Genomic DNA, 22016 nt, shown 5'->3' with positions numbered 1-22016 from the left:
TTAATATCCTAGTTCGATAATTCTGTACAAATTTGGGCAACTTTCGCTGTTGCCTCCGACTTGCCGCATTGTCTCGCTTTTGCTGCCATCGTCGCAATTTTTTGCGGCTCAATAACAAGTGGCTGCAGTGTAGTTGCTAGCGTTTCTGGCGTCAGTGCAGTTTGCTGCAATATAAAAGCAGCCCCAGCAGACACTAAAAATTGCGCGTTAGCCGTCTGGTGATCGTCAACTGCATGTGGGAAAGGCACAAAAATCGCCGTTTTCCCAGCTGCGGCTATCTCACTTACGGTCAACGCACCGGCGCGGCAAATAACCAGATCAGCCCAAGCGTATGCGGCGTCCATATCATGAATGAACTCGCTGACCTCAGCATTAATGCCTGCACTTTCATATCGTTGTTGTGTATCGTCTTGGTTATGTTTACCGCTTTGATGACGAATATTTAATCCGATACTGGCCACCTGTTGCTTTAGTAACTTGAGTCCTTCTGGTACGGTTTCATTCAGTGCCTTTGCTCCCAATGAACCACCGACAATTAATAGATTTAACGGCACTGAAACGGGTTTATCGCTAATTTCAGCAACGCTTGCACGTACCGGATTTCCCACAACCTGAGCGAGCTTTTCACTGAATGCGCCGGGAAAACCCGCCAATACGCGACTTGCAATTTTCGCCAGCAACTTATTGCTCATACCCGCAACCGCATTTTGCTCATGGATCACCAAAGGGATCCCAAGCAGTTTCGCAGCAACACCTACAGGGCCAGTTACATAACCGCCCATGGCTAACACCACATCAGGTTTACGCTGTTGTAAAATACGCTTTGCTGCAAGTACCGCTTTTAAAACCATAAATGGTGCGGTTAGTAATCGTTTGACCCCGTTACCTCGGACGCCTTTCATGGCAATAAAATCAATTTCAAAACCGTAACGCGGCACCACATCGGCTTCCATTCTGTCCGCAGTGCCAACCCAGCTCACTTGCCAAGCCTGCGCTTGTAAAAATTGTGCCACTGCAATACCTGGAAAAATATGTCCACCTGTACCGCCCGCGACCACTAGAAGACGTTTAGTCATCGTCTACCTCCACGGGATGTTGCCTGTCTTGTCGACATTTTTGTCTCAAAGTCTATGCGCTGTAAAATACCTGCCGCAATTGTCATAACCCAAAGACTCGACCCACCGTAAGAAACAAATGGCAGTGTTAAGCCTTTAGTAGGTAAAATGCCGGCGCTCGCACCAATATTAACGACTGCCTGAAAGGCAAACCAAATACCAATGCCCAAGGCAAAATACCCTTCGTATTCTTTGCCTGCTTTAAGGGCTTTTTGCCCGATAAAAAGCGCTCGAGTAACCAATACACCGAGTACAATAATAATGCTAAATACGCCAATAAAGCCTAGCTCTTCCGCTATTACAGCAAAAATAAAGTCATTATGTGCTTCCGGCAAATACTGTAGCTTTTGTATGCTATTACCCAGGCCTTGGCCAAACCAGCCACCTTGGCCGTATGCCATTAGGGATTGTACCAATTGATAACCGGCACCAAACGGATCTTCCCAAGGGTTTAAAAAGCCCACGACACGCTTCATACGATATGGCTCAATGATGATAAGCAGTACCACCAAAGAGACACCGGTAAGCATTAAAGTAAAAAACTGCCAAAGCCTTGCACCGGCTAAAAACAACAGGCCAACGGTCGTCACAAACATAACCACCACAGTGCCTAAATCCGGCTGCATCAAAATTAAGAACGCATACACCGCAAACACAATCATTGGCTTGGCAAAGCCTTTGATGTTTTCTTGTACTTCATCGCGTTTACGTACCAAGTAGCCGGCAATATAGCTGAAGAAAAATAGCTTAGATGCCTCCGCTACTTGCAAACCAAAAGGACCAAGCGGGATCCAGCGCCTTGCACCATTTACTTCGCGACCAATAATGAGTACCGCCACTAACAGTACCAAACCAAAAAGCAGCAAATATGGATTACTGCGTTTCCACCAAGTCATTGGCACACTCGTCGCAAACCAAAAGAGAATAAACGAGCCCACTAAAAAGATAACGTGGCGAATAGTAAAGTGAAAAGGATTATCAAATAGTCGCTCGGCAACTGGCATAGAAGCGCTTGTCACCATTACAAATCCCACTCCAATAAGCATGAGCATGCAGTACATCAAAGGTACGTCAAATAAGCTCTCGGACTGGCGAGGCGTTAGCGCCTCTTTGATATCAGCGACATTAATCAAGCATGTTCCCCCACTAAACGGACGAACTCATCCCCTCGCGCCATATAGTTTGGATACATATCTATGCTGGCACAGGCTGGTGCTAATAGCACAATATCGCCATTAGTCGCTATCGTTTTTGCCGCCAACACGGCTTCTTCCAGATTGTGGACTTGATGGCTATTGCGCAGCAGTGGCATAAACTGTGCGCCGTCTTGTCCGAAACAAAATAGCGCTTTGCAATGCGTAGTGAGTGGCGTCTTGAGTGGTGAAAGATCTGCCCCTTTAGCATCACCACCCACGATCAAAATAATATTTTTGCGACCTGAAGCTAAAGAATCAATGGCGGCGACCGTCGAGCCAACATTCGTTGCCTTTGAATCGTTGAAGTAACGAACCCCTGCAACATCGGCAACTAACTGACAACGATGAGGTAACCCCGTGAAACTCGCAAACGCGCTGGCAAATGCCTGCATAGGTAATTGCATCGGCGCTAATAACGCTAATACCGCCAAGGCGTTAAATTGATTATGTCGCCCCACCATCGCCAACGTTTTTACCGCTAGCAGTGGTGTTTGTTTGTGTGCAAAATGCGGCTCACCGTCAAAGGTCATTAAGTGATAATCCCCCTCAGTGAGGGATACACTGCTGCCTTGCCCATGCTGCGCAAAGGTATAATGATCTTCAGCATTAAAGACAATATGCTCAACATGCTGGTAAATACGCTGCTTCGCTTCAATATAAGCTTGAAAATCAGGATAGCGATCCATGTGATCTTCAGTAATATTGAGGATCATTGCCGACAAACAAGCCAAGCTATGAGTGGTTTCAAGCTGAAAACTAGACAGCTCGAGCACATAAACATCATGCGGCTGCTCTAACAACGACAGCACAGACGTGCCAATATTGCCGCCAAGTCCAACTTTTAAACCTGCGGCTTTCAATACTTCTGTCGCGAGCGTAACAACGGTGGACTTACCGTTAGAGCCCGTAACGGCAATCACTGGACGGGTATTAAGGCGTGCAAATAGCTCGATATCGCCGATGACTTCAACGCCTTCGGCAATGGCTGCGGCAACGCTCTGTTCAAATAACGGGATCCCTGGGCTAATGATAATCAGATCCGTTTGCGCTAAAGCGGCATCAGCAAGATTGCCAAATACCGCTTCACATTCAGGTGCGTTGTGACTTAGCCAGTCCGAGCCCGGAGGCACTGGACGACTATCAACCACTTTTGGATTAATACCGTGCAACAGCAGAAAACGCACAATCCCCTGTCCTGTGACTCCAAGTCCCAGTACTGTGACATGCTTTTTCTGTAATTGCTCAATATACGTCATTATCTAATCTTCAACGTCGCAAGGCCGGCCAAAACCAAGATAATCGAGATGATCCAAAAACGGACTATCACGCGCGGCTCAGGCCATCCTTTTAATTCGTAATGATGGTGAATAGGGGCCATTCTAAAGATCCGCTGACCTCTGAGTTTGTAAGACCCTACCTGTAAAATCACGGATAATGCCTCCATCACAAATACACCGCCCATAATGATAAGCACTAACTCTTGGCGTACCAAAATAGCGATGATCCCGAGTGCACCACCTAACGCCAATGAACCCACATCGCCCATAAAAACTTGTGCCGGATAGGTGTTAAACCATAAGAAACCAAGACCAGCGCCAACAATCGCCGTACATACCACAACCAGTTCACTTGTGAGTGGTAAATGAGGAATATGAAGGTAGCTTGAGAAATTCGCATTACCGGTAACGTAAGCAATAATAGCGAGTGCTGAGGCAACCAAAATGGTCGGAACAATGGCAAGACCATCCAAGCCATCTGTTAGATTAACTGCGTTTGACGTACCCACAATCACAAAGTAGCTCATGACCAAATAGAACAAACCAAGTTGTGGTAACACATCTTTCAAAAATGGCACGACTAACGTGGTTTCCGCAGCGCTGGTGGACGTAAAGTACAAAAATGCCGCGGTAGATATCGCAATAACCGACTGCCAGAAGTACTTCCAACGTGCAATTAGGCCTTTACTGTCTTTTCTGATCACTTTACGGTAATCGTCCACGAACCCAACAATACCTAAGCTGCCAATGACAAATAACGTCACCCATACATATTTGTTGCTAAGGTCGCCCCACAGTAGCGTACTGGTAAAGATCGCAGCCAGAATTAACAGCCCACCCATGGTTGGCGTACCCGACTTGGATAAATGCGACTCCGGGCCATCATCACGTACGGTCTGACCAATCTGCATACGCTGTAATGCAGCGATGAGTTTAGGGCCAAAATACAACGAAATCATTAAGGCCGTTAAAATGCCTAAAATCGCCCTCAACGTAAGGTAAGAAAATACGTTAAACCCAGAATAATATTGGGTAAGATACTCGGCTAGCCAAACTAACATGATACTTCTCCTGTCTCGCTATCCGACTGGCCAGCGTTTACTAATTCTTCAACGAGCAGTTCCATCCGCGCACTACGTGATCCTTTAACAATAACGGTGCATTGTCCTGATTGCTCGGCCAATACAACTCGTAACGCCTTCATTAAATTCTCGCGAGTCGAGAAATGACGATTTGGCTTTTCAAATACATTGCTAGCGCTACTACTCAGCACCCCCAATGAAAACAATTCATCAATGCCTTGCTGCTTAGCATACTCGCCGACTTCACGGTGATATTCGCGGGCATCTTCACCCAGCTCTGCCATATCACCCAACGCCAATACTTTATAGCCAGACATAGACGCCAGTAAATCAATCGCCGCGTTGACAGATTTCACGTTTGCATTGTAGGTGTCATCGACCACACGCAACGTGTCCGAGACTTGGATCATGTTGACACGGCCCTTTACTTCAGCCATTTGTCCAAGACCCGTTGCCACCTCACTTAAGCTTGCGCCCAGTTCAGTTGTCAATGCTGCCGCAATCAGCGCATTGCCAACGTTGTGCTGGCCACTAAGCGGTAAACTAATGGTGGTACGCTCTTCACCCTGGCATAGCGTGAAGGTAGGGCGAGCTAACTCATCCAACTCAATTGCTTCCACCCAAATATCAAGCTGAGCATTTAAGCTATAACGTTTCACTTTAGAAACAGCTAAGCTTTCCTGCCACATCTGAGCATAATCACTATCCGCATTGATGACTGCAACACCGTCAGCTTTTAGGCCCGAGAAAATCTCACCTTTCGCTTTTCCTACGCCATCAATTGAACCAAACCCTTCTATGTGTGCTGGTGCGACATTACACACTGTCGCCACGTCTGGGCTCACTAATTCTGTGGTATAAGCAATTTCACCCAAGTGGTTAGCGCCGAGCTCTATCACCGCGAATTCATCATCTTCACTTAAGCGCAGTAGCGTCAACGGTACCCCGATGTCGTTATTAAAATTACCTTTAGTAGCAAGGACTTTGCCTTTTTGCGCCAAAATCGCTGCACACATTTCTTTCACTGTGGTTTTACCGACACTGCCAGTAATTGCAATGGTTTTAGGGGCAACGGTTTCAATTACTGCTCGACCAATTTGACCTAAAGCAATGCGCGTATCTGCAACAACAAACTGTGGTAAATCGATATCTTCATCGTGCTCAGAAACAATAGCTGCAATAGCACCTCGCGCTTTGGCCACATCCAAAAAGCGGTGGCCGTCAAAGTTAGGCCCTTTAAGTGCTAAGAACACCTCACCAGACTGTATTGTTCTGGTATCAGTATTAATATTGGCGACTGCCAAATTCTCCCCGTCGTAAGGGGTTTTTAAGACTGCTGCAAGCCAAGAAAAATCCATCTTGATCATGCCTTTTCCCCTCGTAAAATCGCTGCAACGCATTGCCTATCACAAAAATCAATGCGCTCAGTACCTATAATTTGATAATCCTCGTGCCCTTTCCCCGCTATTAGCACCACACTGTTTTCATCAGCTAGGTCTATCGCGTGTTGAATGGCTAGCCCTCTATCAGGCTGGCAGACAGCATACTCAGGGTGGATGAGTCCTGCCTTAACGTCATCAATGATTAAATTAGGATCTTCACTTCGTGGATTATCGCTGGTGATCACCAGTTTATCTGCATATTTCTCCGCAGCTCGCGCCATTTCAGGACGCTTACCTTTATCTCTATCACCACCGCAACCAAACACACAGATAAGATTACCCGGTACATGTGCTCGCAAGGCTTGTAGTGCAAGTGCCAAAGCGTCTGGGGTATGGGCATAATCAACAATACAGGTAGGCTTTTCAGGGGCACTAAATGGCTGCATGCGTCCTGCAACTGGCGCAAGCTGGCAGCAAGCTTCGCTTAATGCTTCAAGACTTGCACCTTGTAATAGTAAGGTCGCAATCGCAGCAGCTAAATTATAAAGATTAAACTCACCATACAGTGGCACATTGACTTCACATTCACCCCAGCTGGTTTTTAACGTCGCTGTTAAACCATTTGGGTGTGCCGACACAGCATCAAAAAATACATATTGTTGGTAGCTATGCGCTTCACTCCAGCGACCGTAAGCAACCACGGTGTCGTCGTTGAACTCAGCGGCCCAACTAGCCCCCACTTCATCGTCAATATTGATGACTTTGTGAGTTGGCGCACAGCGAGTAAATAGTAGTTTCTTGGCTTCTGCATAGCTTTGCATATCACCGTGATAATCTAAGTGATCGCGCGTCAAATTGGTGAAAACAGCCACATCAAAGTCGCACTCATCAACTCGACCTTGCACCAAGCCATGGGAAGAGACCTCCATCGCGACTTGATCATATTGTTGCTGTAAAAACGCCAAAATACGTTGTAAATCTACGTTTGACGGCGTGGTGTTTGCCAGCGGAATAAGACTGTCTGGTTGACCATAACCAAGCGTACCTATCACAGCCCCTGCACTACCGGTTAGGCTAGCTAAATTGGCAATCATTGCTGTCGTGGTAGATTTACCATTGGTGCCAGTAACGCCTGTGAGTTTGAGCTTTTTACTCGGGTATGCATAAAACTGCGCTGCAATTGCCGCCAACTTATCGGCAAGATTATCGATAAAAATCGCTTGCTCTGGGGCAATATTAAGCTCGCTTCCCGTTTCTGCAAGCACACATTTAGCGCCTTGCGCAACGGCACTGGCGGCATATTTAGCACCGTCTTGGGCATGACCTTGCAGTGCAACAAAACAATCACCCGGCTCGATCGCTCGACTGTCTATACGTAGATGCTCAACCTCAACTGGGGCAATATTGACACCATAATCACTGAGTACCTGAGCCAGATCACGCATCGTTATCTGCTCCCGAAATATAAGCTACGCGCTCTTTATCAGGCGCTACGTTTAAAATTCTCAGTGCATTAGACATAATCTCAGCAAATGCAGGCCCTGCAGTTTGACCACCATAGTAAACGTCTCCCGCTGGTTCATTGACCATCACCACAACCGCAAGCCTTGGGTCGCTTACCGGTGCAACACCCGCAAAGTAACCAACGTACTCATCACCATAGCCACCCGCCACCGCTTTTTCTGAAGTACCTGTTTTACCAGCAGCACGGTAACCATCAACTTTTACGTTGTGGGCAGTACCACCACGTTCAAATACTGACTCCATCATCTCTACCACGGCATGTGTATCTTGCTCGCTAAAAATACGCTTACCTTCAGGAACTTCATCCTGCTTCACAATTGTAAGTGGTCGCAAGATACCACCGGCTCCAAACATAGCGTAAAGTCTCGCCATTTGTGCAGTGCTTACAGATACTGCGTAACCATAAGAGAGTGTTGCAATTTCAAAGTTAGACCAACGGCGGTTTGGATAAAATAAGCCAGCGCTTTCACCAATCATGTTTGAGCCCGTTGGCTCACCAAAACCTACTTCTTGGTATAAATTGATAAAATACTCTTTTGGCAGCATTTGCGAGATCTTCGCAACTCCCATGTTACTGGAGATTTTAAGGATCTCTCTTAAGCTCAGCTCACCATTGTTGCGAGTGTCTTTCACCAAGCCACCGCTTAAGTTCATCCAGCCCGGATAAGTATCTATCGTGTCTGTTGCCTTAACTGCACCATAATTTAAACCAGCCAATACCGCTAAAGGCTTTAAGGTTGAACCGGGTTCAAATAGGTCAGTCATAGCACGATTACGACGTTTATAAGGTGCAGCAGTACTTAGGTCGTTAGGATTAAAGCTTGGGCTATTCACCAAAGCTAAAATCTCGCCAGTGTGTACATCAACAACTATCGCCGAACCAGAGGTAGCTTTATAGCTCAGTACCGCCGACTTTAACGCGCGGTAGGCAATGGCTTGGATCCGTAAATCAATACTCAGGTAAACATCTTCTGGCTCGACACGCTGTTCTTCTGAAAGTACTTGTACTTCACGACCTTGCGCATCTTTTCGAATGGTGCGTTTACCAGCCGTACCGGTTAATGCAGAGTCGAACATACGCTCGACGCCTTCAATACCTTTGCCATCAATATCGGTAACACCAATCATGTGCGCGGTTACTTCGCCGCTTGGGTAAAAACGTTTGGACTCGTCAAGCAAGTGCACGCCCGGCAGGCGCATTTGACGAATATAGTTGGCAACAACCGCCGTCACTTGGCGCTTCAAATAGACAAAACGACGGCTTGGGTCTCCCCTAAGCCGTTCATCGACATTTTCTGGTTTAAGTCTGAGCACATCTGCAAGTTCTTTCCACCTGAGCTCATCATCGTACCAAGCTTGTTTCCGTATTTTCAGTTCAGCATCGTTTTGCTCTAACGCTTTATAATCTTCACCTTCTTTACGGGCTTTGCGTAACACTTTTTTGGCAAGTGCCTTATCAATGGCAAGGGGATCTGCATAAACGCTCACAACCGGCACACTCACTGCCAGCTCTTTGCCATTACGGTCGAAGATCATGCCTCGTTGGACATTGAGCTTCTCAACCCGTACGGTGCGCTTATCATTTTCTTCAATGGCCTTATCAGGCTCAATTACTTGCAAAAATGCAGCGCGTGCAACCAGCGTCATAAAAACGGTGAGCATCACGCCGCAAACTAGAGCAAAGCGCCAGGTGATAATAGATTGAGTTTTTTGCTTTTGTTTATTCATGGCAGCACAATCACCTGTTCATCTTTACTGGTTGGGCGTTTCATCTCTAACTGCATCTTGGCTATCTCTTCAATCCTTGCATGCTGGGAGTAAAACTCTTCTTCCACAACGAGATATCGCCATTGTAGGTCTAGCTCATCGCGCTGTTGCAATAACTCATCCTGCTGTATCAATTGCTGGCGAGTTAAATGGGTAATTTGCACTACGGCGAGTGCAGAAATCAAAATCGTAAGTAGCAAGAATGCAGTCAACTTATTCGCAATGATGTAATAGCCTATTTCTACAAATAGATTCGGTTGACGTTGCTTACTTGCATTCATTAGAGCTTCTCCGCCACTCTTAATACTGAGCTTCGCGAGCGTGGATTTTGTGCAATCTCTGCATCGCTAGGCTTAATGGCTTTACCCACTGCCTTTAAGGTGAGATTTTGTTTAAGTTGTTCATCCGTTAAAGGCAGACCTCTGGGTATCGCCTCTCCCTTACTCTGCTTCTTGATAAACTGCTTTACAATGCGATCTTCTAGAGAATGAAACGAGATCACCACTAACCGACCACCAGGTTTTAACACCTCAAGTGACGCTTGCAATGCAGTCTGAATTTCTTCTAACTCACTGTTAATATAAATACGAATAGCTTGGAAAGTACGTGTTGCAGGATGCTTGTGTTTATCTTTGACAGGCACAGCTTCATCAATCAATTGAGCCAGTTGTGCAGTTGTTGTAATCGCGGTGTGCTCACGTACTTCAATGACTTTACGAGCAATACGAGTGGCAAACTTTTCTTCGCCATACTTTTTGATCACGAATACCATTTCTTCAAGCTCTGCTTCAGCTAGCCACTGTGCAGCGCTGCGACCTGAATCAGGATCCATACGCATATCTAGTGGCCCATCTTTCATAAAGCTAAAGCCACGGTCTGCATCATCAAGCTGAGGGGAAGACACACCAATGTCCAACAAGATGCCATCAACCTGTCCTAAGATACCGGCTTGTTCCGCGACAGATTTAATTTGCGAGAAGCGGCTTCGCGCTATAGAGAAACGCGCATCATCGGCAAACTTTTCAGCCGCCTTAATTGCTTGAGGATCTTGATCTATGGCTTGTAAACGCCCAGTCGACAATCTTTTGAGGATTTCACCTGAGTGCCCACCACGACCAAATGTCCCGTCGATATATATACCTTCAGGGTTAATTGCTAGGGCATCTAGGGTTTCGGTCATTAATACCGAAATATGCTTAAACTCTTCGCTCATTAATTTGTTTACCCCTACAAGGAAAAGTTTTCCAGTTCAGGGCTTTCCTCAAAGTTTCCTGAGTGTTCAATTTCGGTATCTGCCTGCATTTGCTGATACCAGCGTTCTTCGTCCCAAATTTCAAATTTATTGAGTAACCCAACTAGCATGATCTTTTTGCCTAATTGCGCATGGGATCGCAATGAAGGCGCCAGTAAAATTCGGCCATTTTTGTCTAGTTGGTATTCTGTAGCATGACCTAGCAACATCCGCTGCCAACGTCTCACTCTGGGATTGGTATTAGAGATGCGACTTAGTTTGGTCTCAATTTCTAGCCATTCGGAGAGTGGGTAGAGCCACAAGCACGGTTCGTTGATCGCAATAGTACAAATAACAGTTCCCTGATCTTCGGACAGCAGCGGTTGACGGTACTTAGTCGGTACCGCAAAACGCCCTTTGTCATCCAAAGCTAGCGAACTTGCACCTCGAAACATGCGTGATCCTATTTCTAAGTTGGTTGATCCAGTTTGATCCACTAAAACCCACTTTTTACCACAGAAGAACAGTCTAGGGCTTGACAAGCACTTTTGTCAAGCTCAGTCGGTACCTTTAACGCCTTTGAAAGCCAGAAAAATCGCGGGATTTGTGGAAGATCATGAATTTTGTGGAAAAAAGTGGAGAGATGAAAAAATGCCATATTTTTTGGCCGGATAATCACGTCATACTTTCAAATTAGAAATTAAAAATTCCATTTGTTAACCCTTGTTTAAGGATGCTTTTGCAGCTGAATTATTTATGCAAATTAGCTTGGTTGTCCCTACTCGATTCGGTATCATTCGCGCTCTCTGATCAGCTCCATAGGTGGGATTATTCTGAAATCTTCAATACAGTTTCGATTTTATCGCTTACTCGTTCTACTGTGCTTGCCATGTCTGATCATTATTTTATTTCTATTATGTGAGCAACGTCAGCAGGCATTAACACAACAGTCACAACAGGCGCTGCATTACGCCAAACAAGTTGCGGCGATCCAGCAGGTAGAACTCGCAGATACAGAACAAGTCTTACAGCAACTGTCGACCCGTATTGATCACCTTACGGTAGAGCACGGTAAATGTCCGCCGCTGCTTTATCACGCGATGCTGCTCAGCCCCAACCTAGCTAACCTTGGCATAGTTGACGCTCAAGGGAACGTACTTTGTACTACGCATCAAGCAGATCAACGCGAGATCAATATCGCCGATCGTGGTTACTTTAAAACCGCAATGCGCACTGCCCAGTTTAGTATTGGTGAGTATCAAATTGACCGCAGCATGCAGCGTGCAACAGTCAACTTCGCGCTACCAATTTACGATGATCAGCAGCAATTTTTATTTATGCTTGTTGCGGTGAAAGGCTTAACCCATTGGAGCCAGACCCTTGCAAAACTGCCTCTTCCTGTTGGTACTCGGGTAATGATTGCCGACGCTAAAGCGCAAATCATTGCGCAATATCCAGCAGCAAATACAGAGCTTGGTCGTGCTGTTAGCAGTTCTTGGCCAAGCAATTTAAGCACACAGGCGACGCTACTAAACACCCCAGAAGGCAATCGCTTGGTGTATGTAAAGCAATCACTCAATAACAGCAACCGAGCGTTACAAATCTACTTTAGTTTCGATTTTGAGTCCCAGTTGAGTAGCATAGACAAGCGTTTTGCGCTCTTTTTAGGGATCTTCTTTGTGCTTGTATGCATTTTGTTTTGGCAAACCCATTGGCAATTAAAACAACAACTTTTAAAACCGCTTAGTGCACTCAAGCATGCTATTGCAAAGCTTGAATCTGGCAAGCAAGATCCCCGTTTTGATGCAACCAAAGTACCCAGTGAATTTGAGCATATCGCCGAGCGTTTTGCTCATATGGCACAAACACGCCTAGCCGCTGAAGACAATGCAAATCATAGGCTTGCAGTTGTAAAAGCCTTGATTAATGCACTCCCCGATAGCTATGTGCGCTTAGATCAACAGGCTCAGATCTTATCTCGCTATGGTGATTATACCGATAAGGCACAAACACTTAGAGAGTTGCTCCCAGAACATATCTATAAGCGGATCCGAGCAGAACTTGCTCTGCTAAACGATAAAACCTATGTGCAACTTGAGTTTTCTCCAACCAGCAATCAAGTGGTTGAATGTCGCCTGTGCGCCATTGAATCACACCCTCAGGCGTTGTTGATTTTCCGCGATATTAGCCAACGTAAACATCAAGAAGAGGCATTAAACCTTGCAGCATTGGTGTACAACAATAGTAGTGAGTGCATGATCATCACGGATGCCAATGGCTTTATCTTGGACGTCAACCTCGCCTTTACGCGTGTAACTGGTTACTCACGCTCAGAGGTGCTAGGTAAGTCCACTGCCATGTTGGGGTCGGGTCAACACGACCGTAGCTTTTACGAGTTAATGTGGCAGCAGCTTAACGAACATGGCCGTTGGCAAGGTGAGATTGTCAACCGTAAGAAAAATGGCGAGCTCTACACCGAATGGCTAACTATTGATAGCGTTTATGATAGCAACCGTGAGATCTATCGCCGCGTCGCGATCTTCACCGATATTACCGAAGTTAAGCGTAAAGATGCGCTGATCTGGAAACAAGCACATTTTGATGAATTAACCGATCTTCACAACCGCGTGGGACTTAAAAAGCACTTAAAAAAGCAGGTTGCCAGCGGACAACAACAAACCGCCGTGTTGTTACTCGATCTCGACAACTTCAAGGATATTAACGACACTTTAGGCCATTATTACGGCGACTTACTCTTAAAGTTAGTCGCACAACGTTTAAAGAGTATAGCTCCGCATGCGTTTTTATCCCGCATTGGAGGTGATGAGTTTGTCTTTGTGTTGGAGGATGATGAACATAAAGCAAAGTGCAAAGCACTAGCAGCTCAGATCCAGTCCGCATTCAAACAGCCTTTTGAGATCAAAGATGAGCAGTGCCATATCACGGCAAGTATGGGGATTGCCACCGCACCAACAGATGGTAATGGTGCAGAAGCCCTATTAAAGGCCGCCGATCAAGCAATGTATCGAGCAAAGCAACAAGGTCGCAATGGCTATGTGATTTTTGACGATACCTTACGCAAAGTCGCGGAATCTAGAATGCAAATGCTCAAAGGTATTCGCACTGCACTGCATAACAATCAATTTGAAATGCACTACCAGCCAATCGTGTCACTTGACGACAATCGCGTCGCCAAAGCCGAGGCTTTGATCCGCTGGCGACACCCAGAGCAAGGCATGGTGAGTCCCGCTGAGTTTATTCCGTTAGCCGAAGAAACCCAGCTCATTCATCATATTGGAGATTTAGCCTTTGCGCAGTCTGTTGACACGTTGACGCAACTACAGCACTTAGGCCATACAACACAAATTAGCATCAATGTGTCACCGGTCCAATTTGCCGCTAAAAATTGCACCTTAGCAAGCTGGAGTGACAAACTCACGACGCTTGCGATCCCCCCTGAACACGTGGTTTTAGAGGTCACTGAGGGAATGATGATGCACAATGATAGCCGCACTAAACAACGAGTTGAACGCTTAAAGCAGCAAGGCTTTCAATTTGCGTTAGATGACTTTGGCACGGGTTACTCGTCACTTGCGTATCTAAAACAATTAGATTGTCACTTTGTGAAAATTGATAAGCGCTTCGTCGATGGCATCGCAACCAATGCAGACGATTTAACCCTGTGTGAAACCATTATTTTGATGGCCCACCGCCTTGGCTTAAAAGTCATCGCTGAAGGCGTTGAGACCGCGACCCAGCATCAGCTATTAAAACAGGCTGGATGTGATTTTGGTCAAGGTTATTACTATTCAAAACCGCTACCACAACGCGAGTTTCTAACCTTAATGACAGAAAAAAGCCACATTGCTGTGGCTTAACTGAAGTTACTTAAATCTAGGTGCTTGGTTTATTCAGTTAAACCAAGCGCAGTCATCATTTTGTTTGCAACGTCCACATGGTGCTGCATGGTTGAGAACTGCTTAGTTACACCCGCAGGACCGAAAGTATAAACTGGTACTGGCGCAGCCGTATGCGTACCAGTACCCCACACTACGCTTTGCTCTGAAGCAATCGCGCGAGCGATTTTTCCGGTGTAATCTTCTTTGGCGTATACATAAAAGTCACCGAAGTCCTCAAACGCAGGGATCATCGTTGCATCATTATCGTCATAGACACTTTGACCAACCTTCTCTGCATTATCTAGCGTCACCGTGTAAGCCGTCATATCTTCAATAGTCGCTTTCCAAGTTGGGCCCGATACATTCTCATAGGCTTCATCAGGCGCGGCTTCTGCAAGGATATCGAAGAAGGTGCCTGTTTGCGCGTAAAGCTTGTCTAGTTGCGCAAGTGGGCCAAAGTTAAACTTAGGATGATATTCTTTAGCAACACCATTTACATACATACCATCGCCAGACAGCGTTTGTGCTTCAGGACGCTCATGCTTTGAATAACTAAAGCCAAAACTACCCGTTTCATGGTCTGCAGTCACAACGACTAGTGTATCGTTACGGTCTTTTACCCATTCATGAACAGCTTCAACGGCTTCATCAAATTTAAGCAGCTCATTTAGCATCCAACCTGCATCGTTTGCGTGACCCGCCCAGTCAATTTGACCGCCTTCAATCATCAAGAAAAAGCCATCTTCATCTTTAGACAAGATATCAAGCGCTTTCACCGTCATTTCTTTTAATGAAGGCTGAGTACAGCTGTTGCTTTGTTGACAAGCTTTGTAAGCAATTGCATCGCTCATACCAGAGTTTGCGAATAGGCCTAGTACTTTTTCGCCTTCAAAACTGCTTAATTGTGCTTTATCAAAAGCAAGGCCATAACCATGTTGCTCTTTTGCTTCAACAACTAGGTTAGTTTCATCGCCACGTTTTGATTTTTTGTATACGCTGCTAGGCATGCCAAGCGCGTCAAGTTGTGCTTTTACTTCAGCATTGTCAGGCGTGCTCTTTGGTACAAATACGCGAGCACCACCAGATAACATCACGTCAACACTGCCAGAGCGAACTAATTGCTCAGCGATTTCAGCTTCGTATGAACGATGCGGCATATGGGCAGCAAATGCAGCAGGCGTCGCGTGCGTAATACGCGTATCTGAAACAAGACCCGTCGCTTTACCTGCGGCTTTGGCTTTTTCTAAGATAGTCGCTACTTTATTACCATCGGCATCAAGGCCTATCATTTCAGAGCCTGCAGCAAGGCCGGTTGCTAATTGTGTTGCCGAACAAGCAGAGTCAGTCACTAGACTGCCAGTCGCGCCATGTGGTGCGTTCATGGAAAGGCCTAAATGACCACCCGCAGCAAGTTTAGACAGCGCAGTTTGATTGCCTTTGTTTTTATAAGTTGAGTTTGGCGCGCGCTGAGCATACTCTTCAAGTAAACCAACTTGCTGTGGTCCCATACCGTCACCGATCATAAGGATCACATTTTTTACTTGTGTCACTTCTTGCACTGGTACTTCTTTGATGACTTCAACTTCTTTGATCACCTCAACGGTTTTTGTATCGTCATCACACGCGGTAAGTAGAATTGCAGAGATAGCAACTGTAAGTAACTTTTTATTCATTGTACTGTTCCTGAAACGTAATATTTGTCTGTAAGGCGGGCACAGTCTAGGCGCGTTACATGACTTTTTTATTTCAGCAAAGTGACAAAAAATATTTTATTTCACAACAAGTTACAATATAACAGTACAATTCAGATACGAAATCATACGCTATACCAATTGTTATTTAGAGTAATCACTCTCGACCAGAAGCACTGGTAAATAATTTAGAAATGGGTCGACTAGATAATCCAAACACAAAAATGCTCAACAGCACCGTTGCCATTGCCACTTGAGTAATTTGCAAACCATTTGGCAACTCTTCGCTGAGTAGCATTAAGGTTAGCACCACCGAAGCCAATCCCTTGGGGCCAAACCAAGCTAACGTAAAGCGCTCTTTGGTTGTCAGTGCACCACCTAACAAACAGAGGAATACCGGGATCAATCTAAACATGGCAGTTGCTAACACTGCGTACACCCAAACCTGCCATTGGGTAACATTTAGCAGCACTACACTGGCCGACAAACCAAACACAATCCAGATCATAAAAGCCGCAAATTCGGCGAGATGCTCCCCTTCTTCGATAAGCTGATCTTTAAACTCATCACGATAATATTTATCAAACAGCAAACCGCTGACAAATGCAGCAATAAAACCGCTGCCATGCAAAGCTTGGGTTACCGAAAAAACTAAAAAAGCGATGCCAACAAAGAGAAAAGGGCTAGTTTTAGACGCAAAGTAATGATGTTGATAGGCGCGTTTAAGTAACCAAATTATCACCGCAGTCAGTAACCCCGCGACAACGAGTGCAATCCCCACTTCACGTATAAAAATCCAAGCAAATGATTCAGTCGTCGCTTGCATTCGCTCAGCTAATACCCCCAGTAAAAACAGAAATACCGGAATACATAGGCCATCATTCAAGCCACTTTCCACATTAATTGCCTCACGCAATCTGGTGGGCACGGACTTATCCTGAATGAAGGTTTTGCATAAAGTAGCATCAGTTGGGGTGATGATCACCGCAATTAAAAAGCAAGCCAACCAAGATAACTGGAACAGCTCATGGGCCACCCACGCGCCAAATACCATGGTTAATGGCAGCCCGAGTAATAATTTAACCGGTAGCTGAAAGCTGTGAGATAACACCCGTAATCGCGTTTTTGCAGCATCGGAAAATAAATAAATCGCAAGCGTCAGCTCAATAATCGGCAACCAAGTTTGTAGGCCATTAATATCTACCGCTAAAGCTTGTTGCCCTCCTTCAATATTACCAAGCACAAAGCCTATCGCCCCGCCCGTTAGCACAAACCACATAGGTGCGGTGAGCTCCGCCCTATCTAGTTGTCGAGCTGTGATGCTATAGATAAAAAGAGAAAGTCCAATCGCCGCAATCAAAGCATAAATCACGTTGCCATTCCTTTACTGAAAACCTGCTGCTGATAACGCGAGTATGACAAATCTTATTCAGTTAAGCCAAACATCTAACAACATCCTCCTATCTCATTTAAAGCGAATCAAACAACAAAGAGCAGTAGGCGCTAGTTAATTTTTCACCTTTGTGTCATCGGAATGTAAAAAACCGTCATTACTCTATCTGCAACAAACTGGACTAGACCAGAAAAATTAACCCAAACTTTTGAGAAAAGAGCAATGAAAAAACTAACCCAAATCGCTGCTGCCGTGTTACTCGCCACCAGTCCCAGCTTATATGCTGCGACAGGTAAACTTGTTGGTGTTGTAAAAGACCCACAAAGTAATCTGTCTGGCGCCGTTATCTCGGTAAAAGGCCAAGATGTATCCACTGTGTCTGATTATCGTGGTCGCTTTGAACTGCCAAAACTAGATGCCGGTCGCTACACCCTAGTCGTGAAATATATGGGTTATCAGGAAACTGAACTTCAGGTGGAAGTAACTGATGGCAAAGTCACTACCTTGTCTCCAATCTTATTAAACCACCAACAAGCGATGGAAGAAGTAGTCACGGTTGGGCAAATCTTCCGTGGCGAAATGGCAGCAGCAAATAACCAAAAAAATGCCAGTAATATCAAAAGTATCATTTCTGCTGATGGGATTGGTAAGTTACCAGATAGAAATGCCGCTGAAGCTGTGCAACGTATTCCAGGTGTGTCGATAGAGCGTGACCAAGGCGAAGGCCGTTTTGTTGCAGTGCGTGGTTTACCGTCACAATGGAGCTCAGCCAGCATCAACGGTAACCGCCTTCCAACCGCAGAAGAGGAAACCACCAGCCGCGCCACTGCGTTCGACTTTTTTCCAAGCGAATTGATTGAATTTGTGGAAGTGTCTAAGGCTATCACCCCTGACATGGAAGGTGATGCGATTGGCGGTAATGTTAATTTCGTGACCAAAAAAGGCGCTGATGATTTTATCCTCAAAACCAACTTTGCTGTGGGCCAAAACGAACTGGCCGATGGCACAAACTATTCTGCCAATGTAGTGTACGGCGACCGTCTACTCGACGACAAGCTAGGTTTTATCATTAATGCCACAGCTTGGCAGCGAGATTGGGCAACCGATAACTATGAGCCACGTCGTGGTAACGATGGCTTAGGTATTTATCGCTTAGAACTGCGTGATTATACGGGAACCCGTGAAACTTATGGCTTAAATGGCTCACTGGAATATCAACTTGAAAACGGCACGCTCAGCGCCAGCGCGCTGTATGGCACACTGATTGACGATGAAACCCACTATAAGCACAGGCTACGTTTTGATAAAGACCGTGCTGAGCTGCAGCATATTCGCAACGAACTCATCACCGAAATGCAAGGCTTTGAAATTGCAGGTGAACATGACTTTGGCTTTGATAAGATGCTCTCTTGGCAAATAGCTACCTACGAAAATGAGTTTCGCTATGGCGACAAACCCAACAGTGAAGACAATAGCTATTTTGTCGCCCGTTTTGATCAAAAAGAGGTTGGATATGTTGGACTTGAAGACCGCGATACCGGTAAAAATTATGCTTACAACCAAGTAGACGGCGGCAGCGATCCTTGGAACGCCATTAGCAATCACTTCCCCTCGGGCTTTACACTCGATCCAAGCAAAATGGGATTGTCTTGGGTTGAGCTATACAAGGTCTACGTCAACGAAAAAGACAGACTGGTAGCCAATGCCGACTTTGACTGGCAATACAATAACCAGCTAGCCGTTAAGTTTGGGGCAAAATACCGCGATAAAGTCCGTAAAGCTGACTTTGCCGATGAGTTTTACGCGTGGGACAGCGAACAATTTGGCGCAGCGCCAACGCTTGCAGACTTTGCTCTAAGCGATCAACCCGGTCGCAGCGATTACTTAAGCGAAGCCAAGTTTGATTATCGCACGCAGTTGTCGCAGGTGGCTTCCACCGATGCTCTTGCTCAGTTTTGGACGCAAAATCGCAATAAGTTCAAGCTAGATGCGGGTGAATCAGCACTCATCAGCAATGGTGGAGCGCTGGGCAGAAACTTTGATGTTGAAGAAACCCACACCTCGCTCTACGGTATGGCAACTTACCAAGCCAGTGACAACTGGGAAGTATTAGGTGGCTTACGCGTTACCCGCACCGATACCGAAGTGTCTGGTTACACTTATTTAGCCGACGAAGACAAAGTTGTTGATACCACCAACAGCAATGATTATTGGTCAATATTACCCGCACTACATGTTACTTATCGTGCCAATGACGATACCAATTATCGCCTCGCACTAACTCGCACCTTTGCCCGTCCTGACTTTGGCTCATTAACACCAGGCGCAACTTACCTTGAGCAGGACAACCAGCTTAACTCAGGAAACCCAGCGCTCGACCCTACGTACTCAAATAATCTCGACTTGATGGTGGAACATTATTTTGACCGCGTTGGCTTGGTCTCTGCGGGGGTATTCTACAAAGATATCCAAGACCCAATCTTCCAAGCCACCAGCGTTGGCAATTACAACAACAAGCAAGGCGTGACCATCATCCGTCCTGAAAACGGCGATAGCGCTTGGCTTGCGGGTATTGAGCTGGCATTTAACCGCGACCTTGGTTTTATTTCTGACAGTTTGAGCAACTTTGGGGTAATGACCAATGCAACCTTTATGGATTCTGAAATGCAAATTCCAGAGCGCACAGAAAAGGTTGCCATTCCACGTCAGGCCAATGAGCTTTACAACTTTACGCTGTATTACGACGACACCCGCTTTGCAGCTCGAATAGCACTTAATCATAAAGGTGCTTATATCGAAGAGCACGGCGGTGATAGCCAGTCGGATAGCTACTATGGTGCCAATACCAGCGTCGACTTTACAACGTCATACCAACTTAACGAACAAACGTTAGTTTACCTAGAGCTGAGTAACCTCACCAATGAAGCATTGCAGTACTACCAAGGTGAGGAAGGTCGTCCATTACAGGTGGAATACTATGGTATCCGCGGCATGGTCGGCATTAACTACCAGTTTTAATACCAATTCACTTGATTAAGCCGATTGGTATACACCGGTTGACGGGCAATCCACGAAGGATTGCCCTCGAATTACCGAGGATCCTATGATGTTGCAGATCACCCTATTTAACGCCCGCCCGTGCTGGCTAAAAGACGCCCAAGGTATCGGCTTTGTGCTATTTGCCGCGACCAGTGCGTTTATGACTTACTTTTGTATGTACGCCTTTCGTAAGCCATTTTCGGTCAATACCTATGAAGCCTTTGATGACCCGAGCTGGGTTGTTAGCTTTAAAATTGCCCTGATCCTTTCGCAAGTGTTTGGCTACCTATGCGCGAAATTTATCGGCGTTAAAGTGATTGCTGAAATGCAGCATCATTATCGCGGTCGTGCGATTTTGGCCATGATTTTAGCCGCCGAGCTCGCACTGGTGCTATTTGCCATCACTCCCACGGGCTGGAATTTGGTTTGGCTGTTTGCCAATGGCCTCTCCCTTGGCATGATCTGGGGTTTGGTTTTTAGCTTTTTAGAAGGTCGTAAAACCACCGAAATCTTAGGTGCGGTACTCAGCGTTACTTTTATTCTTGCCTCTGGATTGGTCAGAACTGTGGGCAAATGGCTGGTAACCGAACTCAATGTGCCTGAACTGTGGATGCCAGCGGCAACCGGAGCGATTTTTCTACCACTGCTTGTACTCAGCGTTGCTTGTCTAAATAGTATTCCTGAGCCTACACAAGAAGATGAACAATTACGACAAAAGCGCGCGCCAATGGATGGCAAAGCACGGCTGGCGTTTTTTAAACAGTATTGGTTTGGAATAACCGTGCTGGTGCTTAGCTTTTTACTCTTTACTGGCTTTCGTGACTTTAGAGATAACTTCTCAGCCGAGATCTGGCAGGCCTTAGGTTATGGGCAAGAACCCGCGATTTTTGCTTATGCCGGGATCCGCATCGCCTTTATCGTACTCATTGCGCTTGCCGCTTTGGTGTTAATTAAAAATAACCGCATCGCATTTTTCGCCAATCATGGCTTTGTCTTACTCGGGGCTTTACTACTGGCAGGCAGTACGTACTTATACCAAACCCAAAGCCTCGATCCTAAAACGTGGATGGTAATGCTGGGGGCTGGTCTTTATATCAGTTATATCCCCTATAACTGCTTTTTGTTCGACCGCATGATCTCAGCAGTTGGCTCGACTGCGAACGCCGGTTTTTTGATTTATCTGGCGGATTCGGCGGGCTACATCGGCTCAGTGGGCATTTTGCTCTATAAAACTTTTGCCACACCTGAGCTCAGCTGGCTGCACTTTTTTACCATGGCCTGCTACTGGGTAGCGTTTATCGCAAGCGCCCTCGTAGTGAGCTCAATTATTTATTTTGCCGTGAAATTAAAGCGACCACGTAAGGCGTCAGCGCAACTACGCGCCACGGCACTTTCATCACATATTTCCTAGCTAGGAGTC

15 protein-coding genes are annotated in these 22016 nt (G+C 46.0%); 3 read left to right on the top strand and 12 right to left on the bottom strand.

The annotated features are described in order from the left end of the window. Nucleotides 1-8 precede the first annotated feature (8 nt). Genes murG through mraZ form a run of 10 tightly spaced genes read right to left on the bottom strand, consistent with a single transcriptional unit; the run spans nt 9 to nt 11029 of the window. Nucleotides 9-1076 (bottom strand): undecaprenyldiphospho-muramoylpentapeptide beta-N-acetylglucosaminyltransferase, encoded by a 1068-nt coding sequence (gene murG / locus NH462_RS03695; protein WP_253104143.1) that lies wholly within the window; start codon nt 1074-1076, stop codon nt 9-11. Next, entirely contained in the window at nt 1073-2248 is a 1176-nt protein-coding gene (gene ftsW, locus NH462_RS03690; protein ID WP_010368646.1) for a cell division protein FtsW, read from the bottom strand. The genes murG and ftsW overlap by 4 nt, the downstream gene beginning before the upstream one ends. Continuing rightward, the gene (gene murD, locus NH462_RS03685; RefSeq protein ID WP_253104139.1) at nt 2245-3567 is read right to left on the bottom strand and encodes a UDP-N-acetylmuramoyl-L-alanine--D-glutamate ligase; all 1323 of its coding nucleotides are present in this window, start codon (nt 3565-3567) and stop codon (nt 2245-2247) included. Before murD ends, ftsW begins: the two co-directional genes overlap by 4 nt. Next, on the bottom strand, nt 3567-4649 hold the full coding sequence (mraY, locus tag NH462_RS03680; protein ID WP_010368649.1) for a phospho-N-acetylmuramoyl-pentapeptide-transferase: 1083 nt from the start codon (nt 4647-4649) through the stop codon (nt 3567-3569). Before mraY ends, murD begins: the two co-directional genes overlap by 1 nt. Beyond that, nucleotides 4643-6037 (bottom strand): UDP-N-acetylmuramoyl-tripeptide--D-alanyl-D-alanine ligase, encoded by a 1395-nt coding sequence (gene murF, locus NH462_RS03675; protein WP_253104136.1) that lies wholly within the window; start codon nt 6035-6037, stop codon nt 4643-4645. Before murF ends, mraY begins: the two co-directional genes overlap by 7 nt. Further along, the gene (gene murE / locus NH462_RS03670; protein WP_253104133.1) at nt 6034-7497 is read right to left on the bottom strand and encodes a UDP-N-acetylmuramoyl-L-alanyl-D-glutamate--2,6-diaminopimelate ligase; all 1464 of its coding nucleotides are present in this window, start codon (nt 7495-7497) and stop codon (nt 6034-6036) included. The genes murF and murE overlap by 4 nt, the downstream gene beginning before the upstream one ends. Beyond that, nucleotides 7490-9304 (bottom strand): penicillin-binding transpeptidase domain-containing protein, encoded by a 1815-nt coding sequence (locus tag NH462_RS03665; protein WP_253104130.1) that lies wholly within the window; start codon nt 9302-9304, stop codon nt 7490-7492. The genes murE and NH462_RS03665 overlap by 8 nt, the downstream gene beginning before the upstream one ends. After that, on the bottom strand, nt 9301-9624 hold the full coding sequence (gene ftsL, locus NH462_RS03660) for a cell division protein FtsL (RefSeq protein WP_010368658.1): 324 nt from the start codon (nt 9622-9624) through the stop codon (nt 9301-9303). Before ftsL ends, NH462_RS03665 begins: the two co-directional genes overlap by 4 nt. Beyond that, complete coding sequence (gene rsmH / locus NH462_RS03655; protein ID WP_010368659.1) at nt 9624-10556, bottom strand: 16S rRNA (cytosine(1402)-N(4))-methyltransferase RsmH; 933 nt, start codon at nt 10554-10556, stop codon at nt 9624-9626. The genes ftsL and rsmH overlap by 1 nt, the downstream gene beginning before the upstream one ends. 14 nt (nt 10557-10570) lie before the next feature. Then, entirely contained in the window at nt 10571-11029 is a 459-nt protein-coding gene (mraZ, locus tag NH462_RS03650; protein ID WP_010368661.1) for a division/cell wall cluster transcriptional repressor MraZ, read from the bottom strand. 429 nt (nt 11030-11458) lie between these two features. Here mraZ and NH462_RS03645 point away from each other — a divergent pair, with 429 nt between their 5' ends. Next, nucleotides 11459-14452: an EAL domain-containing protein gene (locus NH462_RS03645; protein WP_253104127.1), complete on the top strand. Its 2994-nt coding sequence runs from the start codon at nt 11459-11461 to the stop codon at nt 14450-14452. Between the two features lie 29 nt (nt 14453-14481). Here NH462_RS03645 and NH462_RS03640 read toward each other — a convergent pair whose 3' ends face one another. Together NH462_RS03640 and NH462_RS03635 are read right to left on the bottom strand one after the other, a co-directional pair. Continuing rightward, the gene (locus NH462_RS03640; protein WP_253104124.1) at nt 14482-16146 is read right to left on the bottom strand and encodes an alkaline phosphatase; all 1665 of its coding nucleotides are present in this window, start codon (nt 16144-16146) and stop codon (nt 14482-14484) included. Nucleotides 16147-16321: 175 nt separating this feature from the next. After that, on the bottom strand, nt 16322-17536 hold the full coding sequence (locus tag NH462_RS03635; RefSeq protein ID WP_253104121.1) for a cation:proton antiporter: 1215 nt from the start codon (nt 17534-17536) through the stop codon (nt 16322-16324). Nucleotides 17537-17779: 243 nt separating this feature from the next. Here NH462_RS03635 and NH462_RS03630 point away from each other — a divergent pair, with 243 nt between their 5' ends. Together NH462_RS03630 and NH462_RS03625 are read left to right on the top strand one after the other, a co-directional pair. Then, on the top strand, nt 17780-20575 hold the full coding sequence (locus NH462_RS03630) for a TonB-dependent receptor (RefSeq protein ID WP_253104119.1): 2796 nt from the start codon (nt 17780-17782) through the stop codon (nt 20573-20575). Between the two features lie 85 nt (nt 20576-20660). Next, nucleotides 20661-22007 (top strand): DUF5690 family protein, encoded by a 1347-nt coding sequence (locus NH462_RS03625; protein ID WP_253104116.1) that lies wholly within the window; start codon nt 20661-20663, stop codon nt 22005-22007. Nucleotides 22008-22016 lie beyond the last annotated feature (9 nt).

It is taken from the genome of Pseudoalteromonas sp. OANN1 (genome assembly GCF_024124685.1).
Classification (GTDB): domain Bacteria; phylum Pseudomonadota; class Gammaproteobacteria; order Enterobacterales; family Alteromonadaceae; genus Pseudoalteromonas; species Pseudoalteromonas piscicida.
This window is presented reverse-complemented; position numbering and strand designations above follow the sequence as displayed.

Coding starts and splice junctions, on each gene's coding strand:
- NH462_RS03665 (WP_253104130.1), bottom strand. CDS start 9,304: ATGAATAAACAAAAGCAAAAAACTCAATCTATTATCACCTGGCGCTTT.
- NH462_RS03630 (WP_253104119.1), top strand. CDS start 17,780: ATGAAAAAACTAACCCAAATCGCTGCTGCCGTGTTACTCGCCACCAGT.
- murG (WP_253104143.1), bottom strand. CDS start 1,076: ATGACTAAACGTCTTCTAGTGGTCGCGGGCGGTACAGGTGGACATATT.
- murD (WP_253104139.1), bottom strand. CDS start 3,567: ATGACGTATATTGAGCAATTACAGAAAAAGCATGTCACAGTACTGGGA.
- murE (WP_253104133.1), bottom strand. CDS start 7,497: ATGCGTGATCTGGCTCAGGTACTCAGTGATTATGGTGTCAATATTGCC.
- mraZ (WP_010368661.1), bottom strand. CDS start 11,029: ATGTTTCGAGGTGCAAGTTCGCTAGCTTTGGATGACAAAGGGCGTTTT.
- ftsL (WP_010368658.1), bottom strand. CDS start 9,624: ATGAATGCAAGTAAGCAACGTCAACCGAATCTATTTGTAGAAATAGGC.
- NH462_RS03640 (WP_253104124.1), bottom strand. CDS start 16,146: ATGAATAAAAAGTTACTTACAGTTGCTATCTCTGCAATTCTACTTACC.
- mraY (WP_010368649.1), bottom strand. CDS start 4,649: ATGTTAGTTTGGCTAGCCGAGTATCTTACCCAATATTATTCTGGGTTT.
- NH462_RS03625 (WP_253104116.1), top strand. CDS start 20,661: ATGATGTTGCAGATCACCCTATTTAACGCCCGCCCGTGCTGGCTAAAA.
- murF (WP_253104136.1), bottom strand. CDS start 6,037: ATGATCAAGATGGATTTTTCTTGGCTTGCAGCAGTCTTAAAAACCCCT.
- rsmH (WP_010368659.1), bottom strand. CDS start 10,556: ATGAGCGAAGAGTTTAAGCATATTTCGGTATTAATGACCGAAACCCTA.